The 19,239-nt window shown below is 66.3% G+C and carries 16 protein-coding genes; 5 read left to right on the forward strand and 11 right to left on the reverse strand.

Annotation, left to right across the window (positions count from 1 at the left end):
* Positions 1 to 4 precede the first annotated feature (4 nt).
* From CFP68_RS08430 to cuyA, 6 genes are all read right to left on the reverse strand, one after another.
* Positions 5 to 790, reverse strand: a complete 786-nt coding sequence (locus tag CFP68_RS08430; protein ID WP_099826466.1) for an alpha/beta fold hydrolase — start codon at positions 788 to 790, stop codon at positions 5 to 7.
* The gene (locus CFP68_RS08435) at positions 787 to 2,211 is read right to left on the reverse strand and encodes an amidohydrolase family protein (protein ID WP_099826467.1); all 1,425 of its coding nucleotides are present in this window, start codon (positions 2,209 to 2,211) and stop codon (positions 787 to 789) included. Before CFP68_RS08435 ends, CFP68_RS08430 begins: the two co-directional genes overlap by 4 nt.
* A 14-nt stretch (positions 2,212 to 2,225) precedes the next feature.
* Entirely contained in the window at positions 2,226 to 3,548 is a 1,323-nt protein-coding gene (locus CFP68_RS08440; protein ID WP_099826468.1) for a TRAP transporter large permease, read from the reverse strand.
* A gap of 2 nt (positions 3,549 to 3,550) precedes the next feature.
* Positions 3,551 to 4,057, reverse strand: a complete 507-nt coding sequence (locus tag CFP68_RS08445) for a TRAP transporter small permease subunit (RefSeq protein WP_158234146.1) — start codon at positions 4,055 to 4,057, stop codon at positions 3,551 to 3,553.
* Between the two features lie 75 nt (positions 4,058 to 4,132).
* Entirely contained in the window at positions 4,133 to 5,188 is a 1,056-nt protein-coding gene (locus CFP68_RS08450; RefSeq protein ID WP_099826470.1) for a TRAP transporter substrate-binding protein, read from the reverse strand.
* Positions 5,189 to 5,264: 76 nt separating this feature from the next.
* Positions 5,265 to 6,287 carry a D-cysteate sulfo-lyase gene (gene cuyA / locus CFP68_RS08455; RefSeq protein WP_099826471.1) on the reverse strand — a complete coding sequence of 341 codons (1,023 nt, stop codon included), beginning with the start codon at positions 6,285 to 6,287 and terminating at the stop codon, positions 5,265 to 5,267.
* A 153-nt stretch (positions 6,288 to 6,440) separates the two neighbouring features.
* Between cuyA and CFP68_RS08460 the strand changes: the two genes are divergently transcribed.
* A complete protein-coding gene (locus CFP68_RS08460) occupies positions 6,441 to 7,382 on the forward strand; it encodes a LysR family transcriptional regulator (RefSeq protein ID WP_158234147.1) in 942 nt (313 codons plus the stop codon).
* On the opposite strand, the gene argE is transcribed toward CFP68_RS08460, so the two are convergent.
* From argE to CFP68_RS08480, 4 genes are all read right to left on the reverse strand, one after another.
* A complete protein-coding gene (argE, locus tag CFP68_RS08465) occupies positions 7,365 to 8,537 on the reverse strand; it encodes an acetylornithine deacetylase (protein ID WP_241524004.1) in 1,173 nt (390 codons plus the stop codon). The genes CFP68_RS08460 and argE overlap by 18 nt on opposite strands.
* A gap of 115 nt (positions 8,538 to 8,652) precedes the next feature.
* A complete protein-coding gene (lpdA, locus tag CFP68_RS08470) occupies positions 8,653 to 10,041 on the reverse strand; it encodes a dihydrolipoyl dehydrogenase (RefSeq protein WP_099826474.1) in 1,389 nt (462 codons plus the stop codon).
* Positions 10,042 to 10,111: 70 nt separating this feature from the next.
* Entirely contained in the window at positions 10,112 to 10,507 is a 396-nt protein-coding gene (locus CFP68_RS08475; RefSeq protein ID WP_099826475.1) for an MAPEG family protein, read from the reverse strand.
* Between the two features lie 12 nt (positions 10,508 to 10,519).
* Entirely contained in the window at positions 10,520 to 10,783 is a 264-nt protein-coding gene (locus CFP68_RS08480) for a DUF3303 family protein (RefSeq protein ID WP_099826476.1), read from the reverse strand.
* A 341-nt stretch (positions 10,784 to 11,124) separates the two neighbouring features.
* Here CFP68_RS08480 and CFP68_RS08485 point away from each other — a divergent pair, with 341 nt between their 5' ends.
* Positions 11,125 to 12,882 carry a LysM peptidoglycan-binding domain-containing protein gene (locus CFP68_RS08485; protein WP_145953418.1) on the forward strand — a complete coding sequence of 586 codons (1,758 nt, stop codon included), beginning with the start codon at positions 11,125 to 11,127 and terminating at the stop codon, positions 12,880 to 12,882.
* 87 nt (positions 12,883 to 12,969) lie between these two features.
* Positions 12,970 to 14,799 (forward strand): ABCB family ABC transporter ATP-binding protein/permease, encoded by a 1,830-nt coding sequence (locus CFP68_RS08490; RefSeq protein ID WP_099826478.1) that lies wholly within the window; start codon positions 12,970 to 12,972, stop codon positions 14,797 to 14,799.
* 150 nt (positions 14,800 to 14,949) lie between these two features.
* On the opposite strand, the gene CFP68_RS08495 is transcribed toward CFP68_RS08490, so the two are convergent.
* Positions 14,950 to 15,663: a DeoR/GlpR family DNA-binding transcription regulator gene (locus tag CFP68_RS08495; RefSeq protein WP_099826574.1), complete on the reverse strand. Its 714-nt coding sequence runs from the start codon at positions 15,661 to 15,663 to the stop codon at positions 14,950 to 14,952.
* Positions 15,664 to 15,847: 184 nt separating this feature from the next.
* On the opposite strand from CFP68_RS08495, the gene deoC reads away from it, so the two are divergent.
* Together deoC and CFP68_RS08505 are read left to right on the forward strand one after the other, a co-directional pair.
* Complete coding sequence (gene deoC / locus CFP68_RS08500) at positions 15,848 to 16,852, forward strand: deoxyribose-phosphate aldolase (protein ID WP_099826479.1); 1,005 nt, start codon at positions 15,848 to 15,850, stop codon at positions 16,850 to 16,852.
* 5 nt (positions 16,853 to 16,857) lie between these two features.
* On the forward strand, positions 16,858 to 19,221 hold the full coding sequence (locus CFP68_RS08505; RefSeq protein ID WP_099826575.1) for an aldehyde dehydrogenase family protein: 2,364 nt from the start codon (positions 16,858 to 16,860) through the stop codon (positions 19,219 to 19,221).
* Positions 19,222 to 19,239 lie beyond the last annotated feature (18 nt).

Raw genomic sequence — 19,239 nt, forward strand, 5'->3', positions numbered from 1 at the left:
CGGCTCAGCCGTTGATGTGAGGCGGATGCAACAGCGGTGTCAGCCACTTCAGAACATGGCCGGCAAAAACTTGCGGTTGCGTCTGGACGAAGAAATGTCCGCCTTCGTCCAGCATGCACAGCGTGCTGCGCGCCAGTGCCTTGTGCAGCGCGACCGAAAGATGCGGCGGCACGATGCGGTCATCCTGCGCGCCGATCACCAGCGCGGGCGCGGTGATCCGACCGACCAGCCGGTCGCCCCGGTGCGCGATCAGCGCGTCGATGCGGCGGGTCGTGACGCTGCGGTCCAGTGCAACATGGGGGTCCGGCGGGCGGAACGCCTCGGGCGGCAGGCGCAGGATGTTGCTGAGCAGAGGGTCCAGATCGGGCGCGCGCGCCAGCAACGCCTGCCTCAGCCCGAACAGGGCATGCATATAGGCATCGGCCTGCATCCATGTGCCCGACAGGCCCACCGCGCGGATGCGGTCGGGATGGGTGGCTGCCATGTGCTGGGCAATGGCGCCACCCGTGGAATGGCCGATCACCGCGAAGGGGGCCGCGCCGAACATCGCATCGGCTAGGGCCAAGGCGTCGGTTGCGAGGCTTCCGATGCTCCAGTCGGCGCCATCGTCGGGCGTGGCGCCACAGCCCCGCTGATCATAGGTCAGCACGCGAAAGCGTTCGGCAAGCGATGGCGTCACGGCGTCCCAGAACCGGCCCTGGCCGTTCAGCCCGGACACCAGCAACAGGTTCGGTCCGGCACCATGGACGCGATAGGCGATATCGTCGGCCATGCCGTCGCCCGCTGTCATGGCGCCGGTGCAGCCTCCGCGCGGCGGGGAATCATCGTTCCCGCCTCGGCAATCAGCACGTTCAGCCCCAGACCGCGCACATGATCGGCGCCTTCGGGCGGCACCATCATCGTGCAGCCGGTTCCGACAACCTGACCGTCGGCAAGGATCGGTTTGCCGCCGCCATAGCTGGCCACCGGGGTCAGGCGCGCCAGGTCGATCACGGTCACATCCGCGTCGGCGCCGACGCCCAGATGCCCCTTGCGCGCCGAAAGCCCCAGCACGCGCGCCGGATTGACGGCGGTCTTGATCACGAACCCTTCAAGGCTGAGCGCGTCCAGATGCACCAGGGCCAGGCCACGCGAACACAGATCGTTGCGCGGAATGCCGCCGCCGTCCGTCGCCAGCCCGTCGATGGCAAAGCTGCCGTCGGCGCGTTTCGCGGTCGCCAGGTGCAGGCGCGGTTCGGGCGGATTCGCCATGAAGCTGATCCCGATGTCGGTTTCGGCCTGCTGCCACGCGGCCAGGCCCTCGGGGCCGCCCTGAAGGACGTGAACACCGTCGCGGGGCAGGTGGACCATGGCCCATCCGGCGGCGATGGCGTCGGCCAGGCCGTCCTTGGTGGGGGCGAACCCGCCGCGTTCCAGGTTGCGTTCGGTTGCCACGCTTTCGGGAATGCCGTTGGCGCATTTGCCCGAGTTGCCGTTGATCGGCGCCAGATAGGATTCGGCCCAGATGTTGGGGTTGGCGTTGATCAGGGCGATCGCCTCTTCCGCCTCGACCAGGGCCGATTTGTCCAGACCGCGCGTATAGCTGTTGATATGCGCCAGGTGCAGGGGGTTGCCCGCCGCCGCCTCGCAGGATTCGCGCATCCCGTCGATGTTCTGCGGCGTGTTCAGGGTGCCCGAGTGACAGGCGACATAGGCACCGGCATCGGCGCAGACCTGGATGATCCGGCCCGAGGCTTCTGGCGTCATCGGGAAATGCCCGCCCAGCAGCTTCAGCCCGATGGCGCCCGATTTGCGCGCCCGCGCCAGCGTGTCGCGCAATTCGTCGGACTGGGGATCGACGGACGACACGGTATGCCCCGGCCGGACATAGTCGATGCAGCCGATGGTCAGCCCGCAGCCATGGCTGGCGGCGAACCGCGTCACGCCGTCGATCGGCCCGGCCAGATCCAGCGCGAACGTCACGCCCGCCAGCGCCAGCATCCGATGCCCCGGCGCGCCGCCCAGCCACGGTGACAGGTGCACGTGGGAATCGATGATCCCCGGCATGACCACCAGGCCGGTGCAATCCCGCTCGGCCTTGGCCGGCCGCGTGACCTCGCCGACCTCGGCCACCTTGCCGCCGCTCAGCGCGACATCGGCAACGCGGTTCACACCGTTGGCCGGGTCGACCACCAGGCCGCCCCGCAGAATGACGTCATATCCGGTTTGCATTAGGTTTTCCCGTTTCAGTCGAACATCATGTTGGGCAGGAAGGTCACGATCCCCGGAACCGCGATCAGCAGCAGCAGAACCACCAGATCGCACAGGATGAAGGGGAAGACGCCGCGATACACGTGATCGACGCGCACGTCCTTGCCCGCCGATCCCGCCAGGCTGAACGCGTTCAGCCCCACGGGGGGCGTGACCCCTGCGATCTCGTTCATCTTCATCGCGATTACGCAGAACCAGATCGGATCATACCCGAGGTTGACGACGATGGGGAACAGGATCGGCAGGGTCAGCGCGAACACCGCCGTCTGCACGATCAGCATCCCCAGAACGAACCAGGTCGCCAGGATCAGCGCCAGGATGACATGCCGGTGCACGTCCCAGCTTTCAAGGAACAGGGTCAGGTTATAGGGGATCCGCGACAGCCCGAGGAAGCGGCTGAAGAACAGCGCACCGACGATGATGAAGAACAGCATCGCCGTGATCTCGGCCGATTCGCGCAGGGCGCCGCGGAAGGTCGCAAAGCGGCGCAGGGGCCCGTTGGCCAGACCGAACAGCAGCGTGCCCACGGCGCCGATGGCGCCCGCCTCGGTCGCCGTGAAGAACCCGGCATACATGCCGCCGATGACGATGGTGCCCAGCAGTGCGATCTGCCACAGACCGCCCAGCGCGCGCACCCGTTCAACGGGCGAGACGTCCTTTTCCTCGGGTGCCATGGGGGCCAGTTTCGGGTTGGCGCGGGCGCGCAGATACATCGAGATGGCATAGACGGTCGCGGTGATCACACCCGGCACGATCCCCGCCATGAACAGCCGCCCGACCGACGTTTCGGTGAAGATCGCGAACAGGATGAACATGCCCGAGGGCGGGATCATGCTGGCGAACGTGCCGGAACAGGCAATCGAGCCCAGGGCGAACGCCCGGTCATAGCCATAGCGGCGCATCTCGGGATAGGCGATGCGCCCGAACACGCTGGCCGTGGCCAGGGACGAGCCACAGATGGTGGCGAAGGCCGCGCTGCCGAAGGACGTGGCGATGGCCAGCGATCCGGGCACCCCTGCCGCCGCCTTGTGGATCGATCGATAGGCCTGTTCGGCAAAGCCGCTGGCGGCGGCGAAGGCGCCCATCAGCACGAACAGCGGCAGAACGGTATAGGTCGGCGTGGCGATGGCGGAATACATCGTCTCGCCGATCAGCGACAGCGCCGCCTTCTGGTTCAGCAGGATGGCAACGCCGCCCAGCCCGACCAGAAGAAACGTCACCGCAAGGTGCATGCCCAGCAGGAGCAACGTCAACAGCGCGACAATGCCGCCGATGCCAACCAGTGTGAACAGATCCATAGTCAGGCGTCTCCGGCAGTGGGGGCATCGGCCCGGATGATCGTGCGGACGGCCTGTCCGACATTGATGACGATCTGCACGACATAGAGCAGCAGCCCTGCCACCATCACGAATTTGACCGGCCACACGACCAGCGGCGTCGGCCCGGCAATGGCCTGGCGCGAGCCGTAAGACCCCCAGGCGTTGATCACGACTGCGTAGAACACGACCAGCATCGTGCCGACCACCAGCAGGTACATCGCCAGATCCACGATCGCCGACAGCCGGCCCGGCAGCGCGTCGAGGACCAGCTCGACCCGCACGTGTGCCTTCATCTTTTCGGCATAGGGCAGGCCAAGATAGACGATGGCGATCATCACGAACATGGCGCTTTCCGACACGCCGTAGATCGGCGTGCCAAGGGCGCGGCTGACCAGGTCGACGATGATCAACCCCATCACGACAAGCAGGAACCAGCCGCAGAGTTCGGCCAGGATGTTGGTGGCGAAATCAATAGATCTGGCGATCATCACGCGCTCCATTTCGGACTCTGTTCCGCGCCGGACAGGGGGTCCGGCGCGGATGTTGAACAGGCAGGTGCCCGATCAGCGGTTGACGGCTTCCGAGATCACCGAATCGAACCCTTCGAGGATTTTCTCGGGGTTCTCGACACCGGCGGCCTTCGCCTCTTCGGACCAGATTTCCTGGTTCTTCTGCACGTCCGGCAGGGTGGTGAAGGCTTCGACGTCCTCGGGCGAGGCCATGACGATGGTGTATCCGGCGTCTTCCTGGGCCTTCAGGATGTCGGCGATGGTGCTGTCCCACACCGCGCTGAAGCGTTCGCGTGCGGCGGCGTCGGCCTTGGCGAACGCCTCTTTGTGTTCATCGCTCAGCGCCTGATACTTGTCCTCGTTCATCGTGATGATGAACGGAATGGCAAGCCACAGGTCCGGCATGAAGAAGATGTTCTGCGCCGCCTCGTCCAGGCTGGCGCGGTGGATGCCGTCGATGTTGGTGAACACGCCGTCGATGGCGCCCGTCTGAAGCCCCTGATAGACATCGCCCCAGGGCATCGACACCGGCGTGGCGCCCGCACCGTCCAGCATGTTCAGATACCAGCGGCTTGCCGCCCGCACGCGCAGGTTCTTCATGTCGTCCAGTTTGGTGACCGGCGACTTGAAGGCACCGGCATAGGGGGTGACGCCGTATTTATAGACGATGCGCTGGCCCTGTCCGGCGAATTCCTCGCTCAGCTCGGGCACCTGTTCATACATCTGGTCGAACGCCCACGAGATGTTCTCATAGGTCGACGGCCCCTTGGGGAACAGGTTGTAGGCACTGTTGAGAAGCAGCTGGTTGGGGTAATAGTTGATGTTGATGAAGCCCATGTCGGCCACGCCGTCGCGCACGCCGCCCAGGATCTCGGCGCCCTCCATCAGCGACGATCCCCAATAGGGAACGACATTGATTTCGCCGTTCGACGCCTTCTGCAGCTCTTCGATGAAGATGGTCTCGGCCTCGCCGCGCATGTTGTTGGGCGCCGTGTTGGTCGCAAAGCTCAGCGTCACGCTCTGCGCGGCGGCGCCGGTGGTGCCGATGGCAAGGGCGACGCAGGCCGCAAGGGCGGGTGCGGTAAAGCACACTCGTGTCGAGATTGTCATGGGGGTCTCCTCCTTGGTGTGGATGCACCGGCTTGGCTTTCGGCGCCGGCTTTCTATCGTTGCTCGCGTCCTGCGCTCAGATGGCGCGTGTGGGTGCGGTCTGTCGCGAAAACAGATGGCCGTAGGCAAACAGGGCCGACGAACCGCCGGTATGTATGAAAACAACCCGCTGACCTTTGGTCAATACGCCGCGCCGGATCATAGACAACAAACCGGCGAATCCCTTGCCGGAATACACGGGATCCAGAAGGATGCCTTCCTGGCGGGCAAGAAGCGCGATGGCGTCGACCATCGCATCGGTCGGCTGGCCGTATCCGCCGCCCACCTCGGTGTCGTCGACCGCGACACGCGACTGGGGCAGATCGCCGCGCGCGCCCAAGAGGTCGGCGGTGGCCACGGCCAGGCGATGGACGTTCGCGCGCTGCTTGTCTTCGGGCGCGCGCACGGAAACGCCCATCACCGGAATGTCGACGTTCATGGCGTGCAGCCCGGCCAACAAGCCCGCCTGGGTGCCGGTGCTGCCGGTGGCGTGGACGATCGCATCGACGGTCAGGCGTTCATCGTCGAACTGCTGGACCATTTCATTGGCGCAGGCGACATAGCCCAGCGCGCCGATGGTGTTCGATCCGCCGCCGGGAATGAAATAGGGCTTGCGCCCCTGCGTTCGCAGTTTTTCCGCCAACGCCTCGCCCTCGGCGTTCATGTCCAGACCTTCGGGGCGCTCTTCGTATTCACAGCCCATGATGTCATCCATCAGGACGTTGCCCGAGGTGGAATAGGCGTCACCCATGTTTGTCACCCGCTGCTCCAGCAGGGCATGACAGCGCAGGCCGGTCTTGCAGGCCGCCGCCGCCGTCTGGCGCACGTGGTTCGACTGGGTCGCCCCCTGCGTCACCAGCGTATCGGCCCCCTGGGCCAGGGCATCGCCGACCAGGAATTCCAGCTTGCGGGTCTTGTTGCCGCCGGTGGCCAGGCCGGTACAATCGTCCCGCTTGATCCAGATCTCGGGGCCGCCCAGATGGCGGGTCAGGTTGTCGAGTCGTTCAAGGGCGGTCGGAAAATGCCCAAGGCGCACCCGTGCGAAGCGTGAAAGATACATGAAAGGCTCCCGATGACTCTTGGCACGTTCCAAACGGCTCGGGCTTCAGCATAGGGATTGCACGGGTCATCGCAAATTCCGAGTTTGAATGGTTTTATTCCGAACGTGCATAGTTGTGGGTTGTCAGGATCTTGGCTAACAGCGGGCATGGACATGAATTGGCTGCAGGATTTCATCTGCCTCGAGGCCACGCGCAGCTTTACCCAGGCCGCGCAGCAACGCCACATCACGCAATCCGCCCTCAGCCGACGGATCAAGGCGCTTGAGGTGTGGCTGGACACCCCGCTGATCGACCGCACCCGATATCCCGTGCAACTGACCGACGCGGGCGAGACGTTCCTGCCCGTGGCGCGCCAGATGATCACGGGTCTGCAACAGGCGCGCGACGCCATCCGGGACAGCGCCAGCCCGAGCGGCCGGGTGTTGCGCATCGCCGCGCCGCATTCGATCGCCTCGAATCATCTGGCCCATCGGCTGGCCCCGCTTTACCGGCGGGATCCCACGCTTCAGGCCCGTGTGTTTTCCGACAACGTCGCGCTGTGCTTCGATCTGCTGTCGCAGGGGGTGTGCGATCTGCTGGTCTGTTACCGGTATGAGCCGGTGCCGCTGGGGCTGGATCCGGACCTGTTCAGAAGTGTCGATATCGGCACCGAACGGATGGTGCCCGTCGCGGCCCGGACGGCGATGCGGCAAAACGGCTGGCGCTTTCCCGGCACGCCGCATGACCCGCTGCCGTTGCTGGCCTATGATCCGACGTCTTTCCTGGGATCGGTGGTGGCGCATATCGCGGCGTCGGGTCCGGGGCGGTTGTGGCTGCGGCCGCGGCACACGGATGCCTTTGCCGAGGCGGTGAAGGGCATGTGTCTGGCCGGCGCAGGCATCGCCTGGCTGCCCGAACGCATGGTCATCGACGATCTGAACCGGGGGCGGCTGGCGCGTCTGGACGATGGCGATTGGAGCCGCGAGATGCGGATCGCGCTGTTCGCCCCGACGAAGGCCGCCGACGACGCCGCCGAAACCCTGTGGAACGCGTTGCAGCGCCCGGTGACGCAGGTGGCGGCACCCGGCACGGGCGCCTCAGTCGTCGGCGATTGACGCAAGAATCGCGGCCAGCATCGCATCACACCGCGCCAGTTCGGACACGGCGATGAATTCATCGGGCTTGTGCGCCTGAAGGATCGAACCGGGGCCGCAGACAACACTGGGGATGCCGACCTGCGCAAAGCACCCGGCCTCGGTGCCGAAGCTGACCTTGCCGGTGTCGGGCGTGCGGCCGTCGGGAAGATCCATGAACTTTGAAATCCAGCCGACGATGGGGGATTCCGACGGCGTTTCCAGGCCGGGATACGAACTGATCGCGGTGATGTCGATGGCGGCTTCGGGGTGCTGTTTCGCGGCCTCGGCGACGATTGCCGCGGCGTCGTCGCGCAACCGCCCGAGAATCGGATCGGCCGGATCCTGCGCCAGGTGCCGCAACTCGAAATCGATCACGGCGGTCTCGGGCACCATGTTCAGCGCGGCGCCGCCTTCCAGCTTGCCGACATGCAGCGTGGAAAAGGGCACGCTGTAGGCCGCATCCTGCGGTCCGTTGTGACGGCAATCGTCCTGTGCGGCGCGGATCGCTCCGATAAAATCCGTCGCCAGATGCAAGGCGTTCAGGAACTGCGGCGCCAGGGATGAATGGCCGGCGGTGCCGTGACAGGTCGCGCGCATGGTGGATTTGCCCTTGTGGCCCGTGATCAGGGTCAGGTCCGTCGGCTCGCCCACGATGCAATAACGGGGCAGGCCGATGGTCGGTGCCAGTTGGTCGATCATGTGGCTGATCCCGATACAGCCGATTTCCTCGTCATAGGAAATTGCCAGTTTCAGCGGTTCGCGCAGCGTCTTTCCCGCGGCCTTGTCGGCCACCGCCAGCATGCAGGCCAGAAATCCCTTCATGTCACAGGTGCCGCGGCCGTAAAGCCGCCCGTCACGCGCGGCCAAGCGGAACGGATCGCTGGTCCATGTCTGACCGTCGATGGGAACGACATCGGTGTGGGCCGAAAGCATGATGCCACCATCGCCGGCGGGCCCGATGCGCGCGAACAGGCCGGCCTTCTGCCCGGTCGGATCGGTCACGCGGTGACAATCGAAACCGCGCCGGGCCAGATAATCCTGCACCCAGTCGATCAGCCCCAGGTTGCTGTCGCGGCTGACCGTCGGGAAGGCGACGAGTTTGTCCAGAATGTCGATGGTCGGGGAATCGCTCACAAACGGCATCCTTCGCTGGTTGCGCAATGATCCATCACAGGGTTCCCCGTGCGCACGCTTGCGTCAACCGAGGATGTGACAGGCCGGACCGCCGGTGGGGCGGCCCGGCACAGGGTCAGGCGTGGATCGCGCCGTCGCCACAGGCCAGCGCCGCTTCGCGCACCGCTTCGGAATAGGTGGGGTGGGCGTGACAGGTCATCGCCAGATCCTGCGCGGCGGCGCCGAATTCCATTGCCACACAGACCTCGTGGATCAGATCGCCCGCCATCGGGCCGATGATATGGGCGCCCAGAATGCGGTCGGTGTCCTTGTGAGCCAGGATCTTGACGAAACCGTCGGCGGCAAAGTTCGCCTTGGCCCGGCCATTGCCCATGAACGAGAATTTGCCGACCTTGTAGGGGGTTCCGGCCTCTTTCAGCTGTTCTTCGGTCTGCCCGACACTGGCCACCTCGGGATGGGTATAGATGACCGACGGAATCACGCCGTAATTCACATGGCCCGACTTGCCGGCCAGAACCTCGGCCACGGCCATGCCTTCGTCTTCGGCCTTGTGGGCCAGCATCGGACCCTTGATTGCGTCGCCGATGGCATAAATGCCCTTGACCGACGTGGCCCAGTGATCGTCGGTTTCGATCATGCCGCGGTCGGATACCTTCACGCCAAGGTCTGACAGGCCCAGACCGTCGGTGAACGGCTTGCGCCCCGTGGCCAGCAGCACGACGTCGGACTCGACGGTGTGTTCGCTGTCGTCCTTGCGCAGTTTATAGGTGGTTTTCGCCTTGCCCTTGCCGGTCTCGACGCCCGAGACGGCGGCGCCCATGACGAACTTCAACCCCTGCTTTTCCAGCAACCGCTTGAAGCTTTTCTGCACCTCGGCGTCCATGCCCGGCGTGATTGCGTCCAGGTATTCGACCACGGTGACCTCGGCGCCCAGCCGCGAATAGACGGATCCCATTTCAAGCCCGATCACCCCGGCGCCGATGACCACCATGGTTTTCGGGATCTTGTTCAGTTTCAGCGCGCCGGTGGACGACACCACGGTCTTCTCGTCCACCTCGACGCCCTTCAGCGACGCAACCTCGGATCCTGATGCGATGACGATGTTCTTGGCCTCGTGCACCTCGTCGCCGACCTTGACGCGGCCCGCCTCGGGGATCGACGCCCAGCCCTTGATCCAGTCGATCTTGTTCTTCTCGAACAGGAATTCGATACCCTTCGTGTTTTGGGCGATGGTGTCATCCTTGTAGGACAGCATCTGGTTCCAGTCGACGGACGGCGATTTGCCCTTCAATCCCATGGCCGCGAAATTATGCTCGGCCTCGTGCAGCATGTGGGTGGCGTGCAGCAGCGCCTTGGACGGGATGCAGCCAACGTTCAGACAGGTGCCGCCCAAGGTTTCGCGCCCCTCGACACAAGCGGTCTTCAGGCCCAGCTGCGCACAGCGGATGGCACAGACATAGCCGCCGGGGCCGGAACCGATAACGATGACGTCATAGCTGGACATGGGGTCTCCTTCGGGGTCACGGAATTGGAATGGTCAGGCACCGGAACGGCACGGCCACGTCATACAACGATCAGACAAGCGCGGCCAGCAACATGACCACCGTCGCAAGAAATCCGACGCCCCAGATCACCGACCTGCCGGGGTTCCACCCGAAGGCGTAGGCCGGGACATACGCGATGCGGGCGATCAGATAGACCCACGCACAGCCGCCGGTCAGGGCCGAGTTCTGCCCCGACATCTGGATCACGCCCACCGCGACCGCGAACAAGATCAACCCTTCGAAGTGGTTCGCCAGCGCCCGCCCGAGACGGCCCGCGACGGGCGAAAGATCGCGGCTGGGCGGGCGGTCGCGGGCCGACATGGTATAGCCGGGCCCGAGATCGCGGTTCGCGGGCACGGCGAAAAGAACGAACTGCACCGCCTGCAACAGCGCAGCCAGCGTCAGGACGGTAAGTTCGGTGGTCATCACAATCCCGATCTAGGCGGTTTCAAGGAAATGATACGCCATATCGGTCACCTGCGCCCGTTTCGTGGCCATCCCGGCGGTCAGGTTGTCGACCCAGGGCTGGGCATCGTCGCGGTCGCTGACCTCGAACAGGGCCCACATGGTGTTCGGATTGCCGGTCTCCACCCAGAGCTGCAGCATCGTCAGCCCGGCCTTGCCCTGGTTTTCGCGGTCCTCCGAGAACCAGCGTCGCCATGCGGCGGGATCGGATGTCGTGTGACTGATCAGCAGTTGCATTCCTGGTCTCCCCTTGGATTCACGGCCAAACGCGCGAGCCTTCGCATTGGTTCAGCCCGACCGCGGGCGGCGTGGACCGGCGTGGCCAAGCCGACGGCGGTCGCCTTGTCCCGAGTATCGTCATGACGCCCCGGGTTTGTCGACCGCTATTCGCCCACGATCCACCACAGGCCCCCACGTCGGAAATGGCCGCGCAACACGGCGTCGCGGATACTGTGGCGATATCCGGTTCGGCTTGACGGGGGGCGCTGTCGGTGGAATTGCGGCTTTTGACCGTCTGGATGTCGGTTGCTATGGTCGCGCGACCCGGCCTGTCCGGTCGCAGGATTGAGGAGTGTCGCATGGCGTTTGCGTTTGCGAAACCGACAAGGGCAGGGGCGATGGTCGCGGGGGTGGTCTCGGGCGTGCTTGTCGTCGGCGGGGCGTATCTGTTTTTCGCCGCCCGCACCCCGGCGCCGCGCGACGCCCTCAGCGCCGCCGATCCGACCGTCACGTTGGCCAAAGACCCCAGCACCGATGGGCCGTCGCTGGCAATCGCCCCGGTCGAGGAGCAAAAGCCAGCCCCCCGCGAACCGGAGGACGCTGCGCGCGCCGACCCCGCAAAAGTCGCGCCGACCCCGGATCGCGAAGCCGGAGCAACGGACGTGGCAGGCGATCGGCCGGATCAGGACGCGCCCCCACCGCCCGTCACCGACCCGGGTGCCAAGCCGGCGGTCATCGAAGCGGCTGACGCGCCTGCGGCCGCTGCGCCGGACTCCGTTGCATCGACCGATGTCTCCGAGGCCGCTGCGCCGTCGGACGAAACCGCTGCCGACGACCGTTCCCCCGCCGCACCGGCCGACAACATCCCGCCTGCCGACCCACAGGTCATGGCGCCCCAGATCGATGTCGTGCGGATCGAAGCCGACGGCAATGCCCTGATCGCCGGTCGCGCCGCCCCGGGATCCGAAGTGTCGGTGCTGTTGGACCGCACGGACATCGCCGCGGTGCGTGCCGGAGCCGATGGCGGCTTCGTGGCGTTGCTGGAGATTCCGCCGTCACAGGCGACGCGCACGCTGTCGCTGGAAAGTGCTGTTGGCGATTTCGCGCCCGTGGTCTCGGCCAACACCGTGATCGTGGTGCCGCAGGATCCCGTGGCCGATTCCGTTGCCGATCCGCAGGTGGCCGCGCGACATCCGCAGCCCGGCACTGGTGCGACTGCCACGCCGCCGGCTGAACCGACAGGGGCCGGGCCGTCACCGCACGCCGGCGGATCGCCCGCGCCGGGCAGCAGGCCCGATGCCGGGGTGGCGGCCGCGCCGCGCATCGCCGCGCTGGCCGAGAATGATGTCTCGCCACCCGCGCTTCCGGCCGGTGCCAGCACCGCGTTGCAGGATGCCGGCCGCGCGCCGGATCCGGCCGCGGGGCCAGTGGAAGGCGCGTCGCCCCCGTCGGACCTGCGCCAGCCGCCGGCCGAGGTCGCCGCCCAGATGCGTGGTGGCGACGCGCCGGCGACGCCCGCCGGGGCGGACGCCCCGGATGCGCCGGCCACGGCGGCCGACGGTCCGGCCATGCCCGATGCCGCGCCGCGCCTTCTGGTGGCGGATGCCGACGGGGTGCGCGTGCTTCAGGATCCCGGCCCCGCGCCCCGCGCGCTGAGCAACGTCGTGATCGATTCCATCGGATACGACCGGTCGGGCGACGTGGTGCTGGGCGGACGCGGCACCGGCGCCGGTTTCGTGCGTCTCTATCTCGACAATCGGGCGATCATGACGGTGCCTGTGGCACCGAACGGACAATGGCGCGCCGACCTGCCGGCCGTCGATTCGCGGGTCTATACCCTGCGGGTCGACGAGGTGGACGAGGACGGCGATGTCACCTCGCGCGCCGAGACGCCGTTCAAACCCGCCAGCGCGGCGGAGCTTGCCGAACTGCCCGACGCCGCACAACGCGACGAGGTCTCGGCCGTTACCGTCCAGCCGGGGTTCACCCTGTGGCGGATCGCGCGCGAGCGGTATGGCCAGGGGGTTCTCTATGTCCGGGTGTTCGAGGCGAACGCCGACAAGATCCGTGATCCCGACCTGATCTATCCCGGGCAGGTGTTCGCCATTCCCGACTGATTGTCGGCTGGCGGGTCCGGGCGGTGCGCTCTGGTCAATGGCGGCCCGCGAGCCTAGGTTCTGACGTTCGTCCAACCCGAGGTCCAGATGTCCCGAAAAGCTGCCGCTGCGCAAACCCCGGCGGGGGACACCATCGACAGTTCCGGCGCCGCCGTCATCCGGCGCGTCGCGCCCTATCTCTGGCCCGCGGGCCAGGGATGGGTGAAGCGGCGCGTCGTCATCTCGTTGCTGCTGCTGCTGGTGGCCAAGATCATCGCGGTGGGCACGCCGTTCTTCTACAAGGCCGCCGTCGATGCGCTTTCGGGTGAAGCGTCGGCGGATGCGGCGTGGACCCTGGGCGCGGGGGCGGTCGGTCTGACCGTCGCATACGGCGTGGCGCGGCTGATGAACGTCGGGTTCCAACAACTGCGCGATGCGGTGTTTGCGCGCGTCGGCCAGCGCGCGCTGCGCCAGTTGGCGCTGGAGACCTTCACACACATCCACCGCATGTCCATGCGCTATCACATCACGCGCAAGACCGGCGGGCTGAGCCGGATCATCGAACGCGGCGTGAAGGGGGTCGAGTTCCTGTTGCGGTTCCTGCTGTTTTCCATCGGCCCGCTGCTTCTGGAACTGCTGATGATCGCGGTGGTCTTGGCGGTGGCCTTCGACATCTGGTACCTGGTGGTCGTCTGCGTGACCATCGGCCTTTATATCTGGTTCACCTTCGTGGTGACCGAGCTGCGGGTCAAGATCCGCCGCGAGATGAACGCCGAGGACACCGACGCCAACCAGAAGGCCATCGATTCGCTGTTGAATTTCGAGACGGTGAAGTATTTCGGTGCCGAGGCGCGCGAGGCCGAACGCTATGACGGGGCCATGGGCCGATACGTGGCCGCGGCGCTGCGCACGTCGTATTCGCTGGCGTTCCTGAACTTCGGGCAGTCCCTGTTGATCACCACCGGGCTGGTGGTGGTCATGGTCATGGCGGCGCAGGGTGTGTCGGCCGGCACGCTGACCGTGGGGGATTTCGTCATGGTCAATGCCTACATGATCCAGATCACCATGCCGCTGAACTTTCTCGGGACCGTCTATCGCGAGATCCGCCAGGCGCTGGTGGATATGGCGCAGATGTTCGGCCTTCTCGAACAGCCGTCCGAGGTGCAGGACAAGCCCGGCGCGAAGGCTTTGCGCGTGGACGGCGGCGAGGTGCGCTTCGAGGGTGTCGTGTTCGGCTATGACGCCGCGCGCCCGATCCTGCGGGGGGTCGATCTGACGATCCCGCCGGGTCGGACGCTGGCGATCGTGGGGTCGTCGGGGTCGGGCAAGTCGACGCTGGGCCGCTTGCTGTTCCGGTTCTATGACGTGACCGCGGGCCGCGTCACCATCGACGGACAGGACGTGCGGGATGTGACGCAGGATTCGCTGCACGCGGCGATCGGGGTGGTGCCGCAGGATACGGTGCTGTTCAACGATACGATCCGCTATAACATCGCCTACGCGCGCCCCGACGCCAGTTTCGCCGAGATCGAGGCGGTGGCGCGGGCGGCCCGGATCCACGATTTCATCACGGCGCTGCCCGAAGGATACGATACCGCGGTGGGCGAGCGTGGCCTGAAGCTGTCGGGCGGTGAAAAGCAGCGGGTGGGCATCGCCCGGACCCTGCTGAAGGATCCGCCGATCCTGCTGCTGGACGAGGCGACCAGTGCGCTGGACACCGCGACCGAAGGCGAGATCCAGGGACAATTGAAGGGGCTGGGGCAGGGGCGGACCGTGCTGGTGATCGCGCACCGCCTGTCGACCATCGCCGACGCGGACGAGATCGTGGTGCTGGAAAACGGCGAGATCGTCGAGCGTGGCACCCACGCCGCGCTGTTGCGCCGCGCCGGTCGCTATGCCGACCTGTGGTCGCGTCAGGACACCGACAACGCCGCCTGACCCGAAGTGACCGAACGGCGCGCCTGCGGCGCACGCGATTTGCCCTGCGGGCGGTTTGGCGCCCGTGGGACGCGCCGGGCGCCGCGTCGGGCGGCAACGGGCGTGGAGACGAGCCGTCGCCGGTAATGAGCGGGGGCGCAGGCGGCGGGTCTAGCCGAACAAGGTTTCAGGCGGTGCCAAGCCATCTTCGGTCGCGATCCTGGCGAAATTTTTGAGGGGGGCGAAGGCCGCCGCCGCGACCTGGCCGAACTTCGAGCGGTCGACCACCAGGACCGAGGTCTGCGCCCGCGCCATGGCGGCGCGTTTGACCGCCGCTTCGCGGAATGTCGTGCAGGTTGCGCCAAGCTGTGGCGCGACGCCGGCCGCGCTCATGAAGGCGCAGTTGATGGCGAAGGCCTCGAGGGTTGCGTCTTCGTGGACCGGATAGAACGATGCCGTGGGCCCGTCGTAGATTCCGCCCAGCATCACCAGCCTGATGTTCGGGCGGCGCACCGCCATGTCGGCGATGTTGAGGGCATAGCAGATCACGGTCAGGTCCATATCGGTCGGGATCAGGTCGACCAGGTGGGCCACCGTGGTGCCGCAATCGAGGAACACCGTCTGCTGGGGCCGCAGCAGGGGCGCGCAGGCGGCGCAGGCGGCCTGCTTGGCCGGTCGCTTTCGGTCTGCCGCGTCGGCCAGGTCATAGGGCGCACGGTGTGATCCGTCATCGGCAAGAACGATATGTCCCCCCAGGAATTGAAGGATGTCTTCATTCTCGCGGATGTCGCGGCGCACGGTCATTTCCGACACGTCCAGAAGCTCGGCCGCCTCACGGACATGCAGGCTCTTGGCCTGCGCGACCGCCTGGTGAAGCTGTCGCATCCGCGCTTCTTTCTTGCCCGCAGGGCGGGCGGTATTGCGTTGGTTCGGCATGGGGTTTCGCCTCCGGCGGGTGTGATAGGAAATTAACAAAAAAGAGTTGCCTTTGCAACATTTTTGCCCGATACACTTGGATTGTGCTGAACGCGGCGTGTCTGTGCCGCGCACAAGATGAAACGAGGATCCGATGCCCGACGCAGCCTTGTCCCGGCCTTCCGCATCCCTGACGGTGCAGCCGTCCGACGCCCACCGCAATACTGGCATGCCGCTGGACCTGGCGTTGATCGAGGCGGTGCGGGTCAACCGCTCGGCCAGCGAACGGCGCACCGCCGCCTTGCCGGGCCGGCGCGCGGTCAAGGGGGATGCGCAGAGCGCGTGGCTGCTGAAGGCGGTGACCTGCATCGACCTGACCACCCTGAATGGCGACGATACCGAAGGCCGCGTGCGCCGCCTGTGCGCCAAGGCCGCACGCCCCGTGCGCCCCGACCTGCTGGCCGCACTGGGCATGGGGGATCGACGCATCACCACCGGCGCCGTCTGCGTCTATCACCGGTTCGTGGCCACTGCGGTTGATGCCCTGAAGGGCACCGGGATCCCGGTGGCTGCCGTGTCGACCGGATTTCCCGCCGGCCTCAGCCCGCACGCCACCAAGCTGGCCGAGATCGAGGCATCGGTGGCCGATGGCGCCGCCGAGATCGACATCGTCATCACCCGCGAACATGTGCTGACGGGCAACTGGGAGGCGCTGTATCGCGAGATGCAGGAGTATCGCGCGGCCTGTGGCGACGCCCACGTCAAGGCGATCCTGGCCACCGGCGATCTCAAGACCCTGCGCAATGTCGCCAAGGCCAGCTTGGTCTGCATGATGGCGGGGGCCGATTTCATCAAGACATCCACCGGCAAGGAAAGCGTCAACGCCACCCTGCCGGTATCGCTGACCATGGTGCGGGCGATCCGCCAGTATCAGGCGATGACCGGCGTCAAGGTGGGCTATAAGCCCGCAGGCGGTGTGTCGAAGGCCAAGGACGTGCTGACCTATTTCGCCCTGATGAAGGAAGAACTGGGCCGGGAATGGCTGGAGCCCGACCTGTTCCGCATCGGCGCCTCATCGCTGCTGGCCGATATCGAACGCCAGCTGGAACACCGCGTCACCGGCGCCTACAGCGCCCACAACCGCCACCCGATCGGATGACCGGCATGAATGTAGCGAGCTTTTTCGACAGCATGGATTACGCACCCAGCAACGAAGACGATTCCGCCGCGCGTGCGTGGTTGGCATCGTATCACAACCGGTTCGGCCATTTCATCGCCGGTCGGTTCACCGATCCGGGCGACGGGTTCGACACCGTGGAGCCGGCCACCGGCAAGGTGCTGGCGCGCATTTCCGAAGGCACGCAGGGCGACGTCGACAGCGCCGTGACCGCCGCGCGCAAGGCGCAGAAGGCATGGGCCGCGCTGCCCGGCCATGAACGCGCGCTGAAGCTGTATGCCCTGGCGCGGATCATCCAGCGCAACGCGCGCCTGATCGCGGTGGTCGAGGCGCTGGACAACGGCAAGCCGATCCGCGAGACGCGCGATATCGACATCCCGCTGGCCGCGCGCCACTTCTATCACCACGCCGGCTGGGCACAGTTGCAGGACAGCCAGTTCCCCGACCACGCGCCGCTGGGCGTGATCGGCCAGATCATTCCGTGGAACTTCCCCTTCCTGATGCTGTCGTGGAAGATCGCGCCGGCGCTGGCGCTGGGCAATGCGGTGGTGCTGAAACCCGCCGAGGCGACGCCGCTGAGCGCGCTGTTGTTTGCCGAACTGGCGCAGGCCGCGGGTCTGCCCGACGGTGTGCTGAACATCGTGACGGGCGCGGGCGACACCGGCGCGCTGATCGCGGGCCATGACGGGGTGGACAAGGTGGCGTTCACCGGCTCGACCGAGGTGGGGCGCAAGATCCGCCAGATGACGGCGGGCAGCGGCAAGTCGCTGACGCTGGAACTTGGCGGCAAGTCGCCCTTCGTGGTGTTCGAGGATGCGGATCTGGACGCCGCCGTCGAGGGCGTGGTCGATGCGATCTGGTTCAACCAGGGCCAGGTCTGCTGTGCCGGCTCACGCATCCTGGTGCAGGAGGGCGTGGCGCGCGATTTCCACACCCGTCTGGCGGCGCGGATCCAGGGGCTGCGGATCGGCACCTCGCTGGACAAGACGATCGACATGGGTGCGGTGATCGACGCCGATCAACGCGCGCGCATCGCCGGCATGGTGGATCGCGCCGTGGCCGAAGGGGCCGAACTGGTGCAGGCCGACATGGAAATGCCCGATGGCGGCACCTTCTATCCGCCGACCGTGCTGTGCAACGTGCCCGCGACCTGCGAAGCGGCGACCGAGGAGATCTTCGGCCCCGTCGCGGTTTCGATGACCTTCCGCACCCCCGACGAGGCGCTGCAACTGGCCAACCACTCGCGCTATGGCCTGGCCGCAAGCATCTGGAGCGAGGACATCAACCAGGCGCTGGAGATCGCCGCCGGGGTCGAGGCCGGGATCGTCTGGGTGAACTGCACCAACGTGATGGACGCGGGCGTGGGTTTCGGCGGCGTCAAGGAAAGCGGGTTCGGCCGCGAAGGTGGGCGCGAGGGGTGTTACGATTACCTGCGCCCCCGCGCCTTCGACAAGGCGCCGGTTCGCAAGGTCATCACGCCCGCCAAACCGAAGGGGTTCGCACCGCAGACGGTGGATCGGACGGCCAAGCTGTTCATCGGTGGCAAGCAGGCGCGCCCGGACGGCAACCATTCGGCCCCGGTGATCGGCGCCGACGGCCAGATCCTGGGCGAGGTCGGCGTCGGCAACCGCAAGGACATCCGCAACGCGGTCGAGGCGGCGCGCGCCGCTGCAAGCTGGGGCGGCAAGAGCCAGCACAACCGCGCGCAGATCCTGTATTATCTGGGCGAAAACCTGTCGGCCCGGGCTGACGAGTTTGCCGCCCGCCTGCGCGATATGACCGGCGTGAAGGCCGACAAGGCCCGGGCCGAAGTGGCCGCATCTGTGGCGCGGCTGTTCACCTATGGTGCCTGGGCCGACAAATACGAAGGTGTCGTGCACATGCCGCCCATGCGCGGTCTGGCGCTGGCCGTGCCCGAGGCGATCGGTGTCGTCGGCGTGATCTGCCCGCCCGAGGCGCCGCTTCTGGGCTTTGTGTCGACCGTTGCGCCGCTGATCGCCACCGGCAACCGCGTGGTCGCGGTGCCGTCAGAGGCGCACCCGCTGTCGGTGACGGATTTCTACCAGGTGGCCGAAACGTCGGACCTGCCGGCGGGGGTTCTGAACATCGTCACGGGCGATGGCCTCGCGCTGGGCAAAGAACTTGCCAAACACAACGACGTGAATGCACTCTGGGCGTTCGGCACGGCGGAACTGGGCGAGACGGTCGAGCGGCTGTCGGCGGGCAACCTCAAGCGCACGTTCACCGACAACGGGCGGGCGTGGGACTGGACGGCGCCCACCGCCGAAGGCGAGACGTTCCTGCGTCAGGCGACGCAGGTCAAGAATATCTGGGTGCCCTACGGCGCATGATCGAACCGCGACAGGGAG

Origin of the sequence: Oceaniglobus indicus, assembly GCF_002751875.1 — a bacterium.
GTDB classification, from domain to species: domain Bacteria; phylum Pseudomonadota; class Alphaproteobacteria; order Rhodobacterales; family Rhodobacteraceae; genus Oceaniglobus; species Oceaniglobus indicus.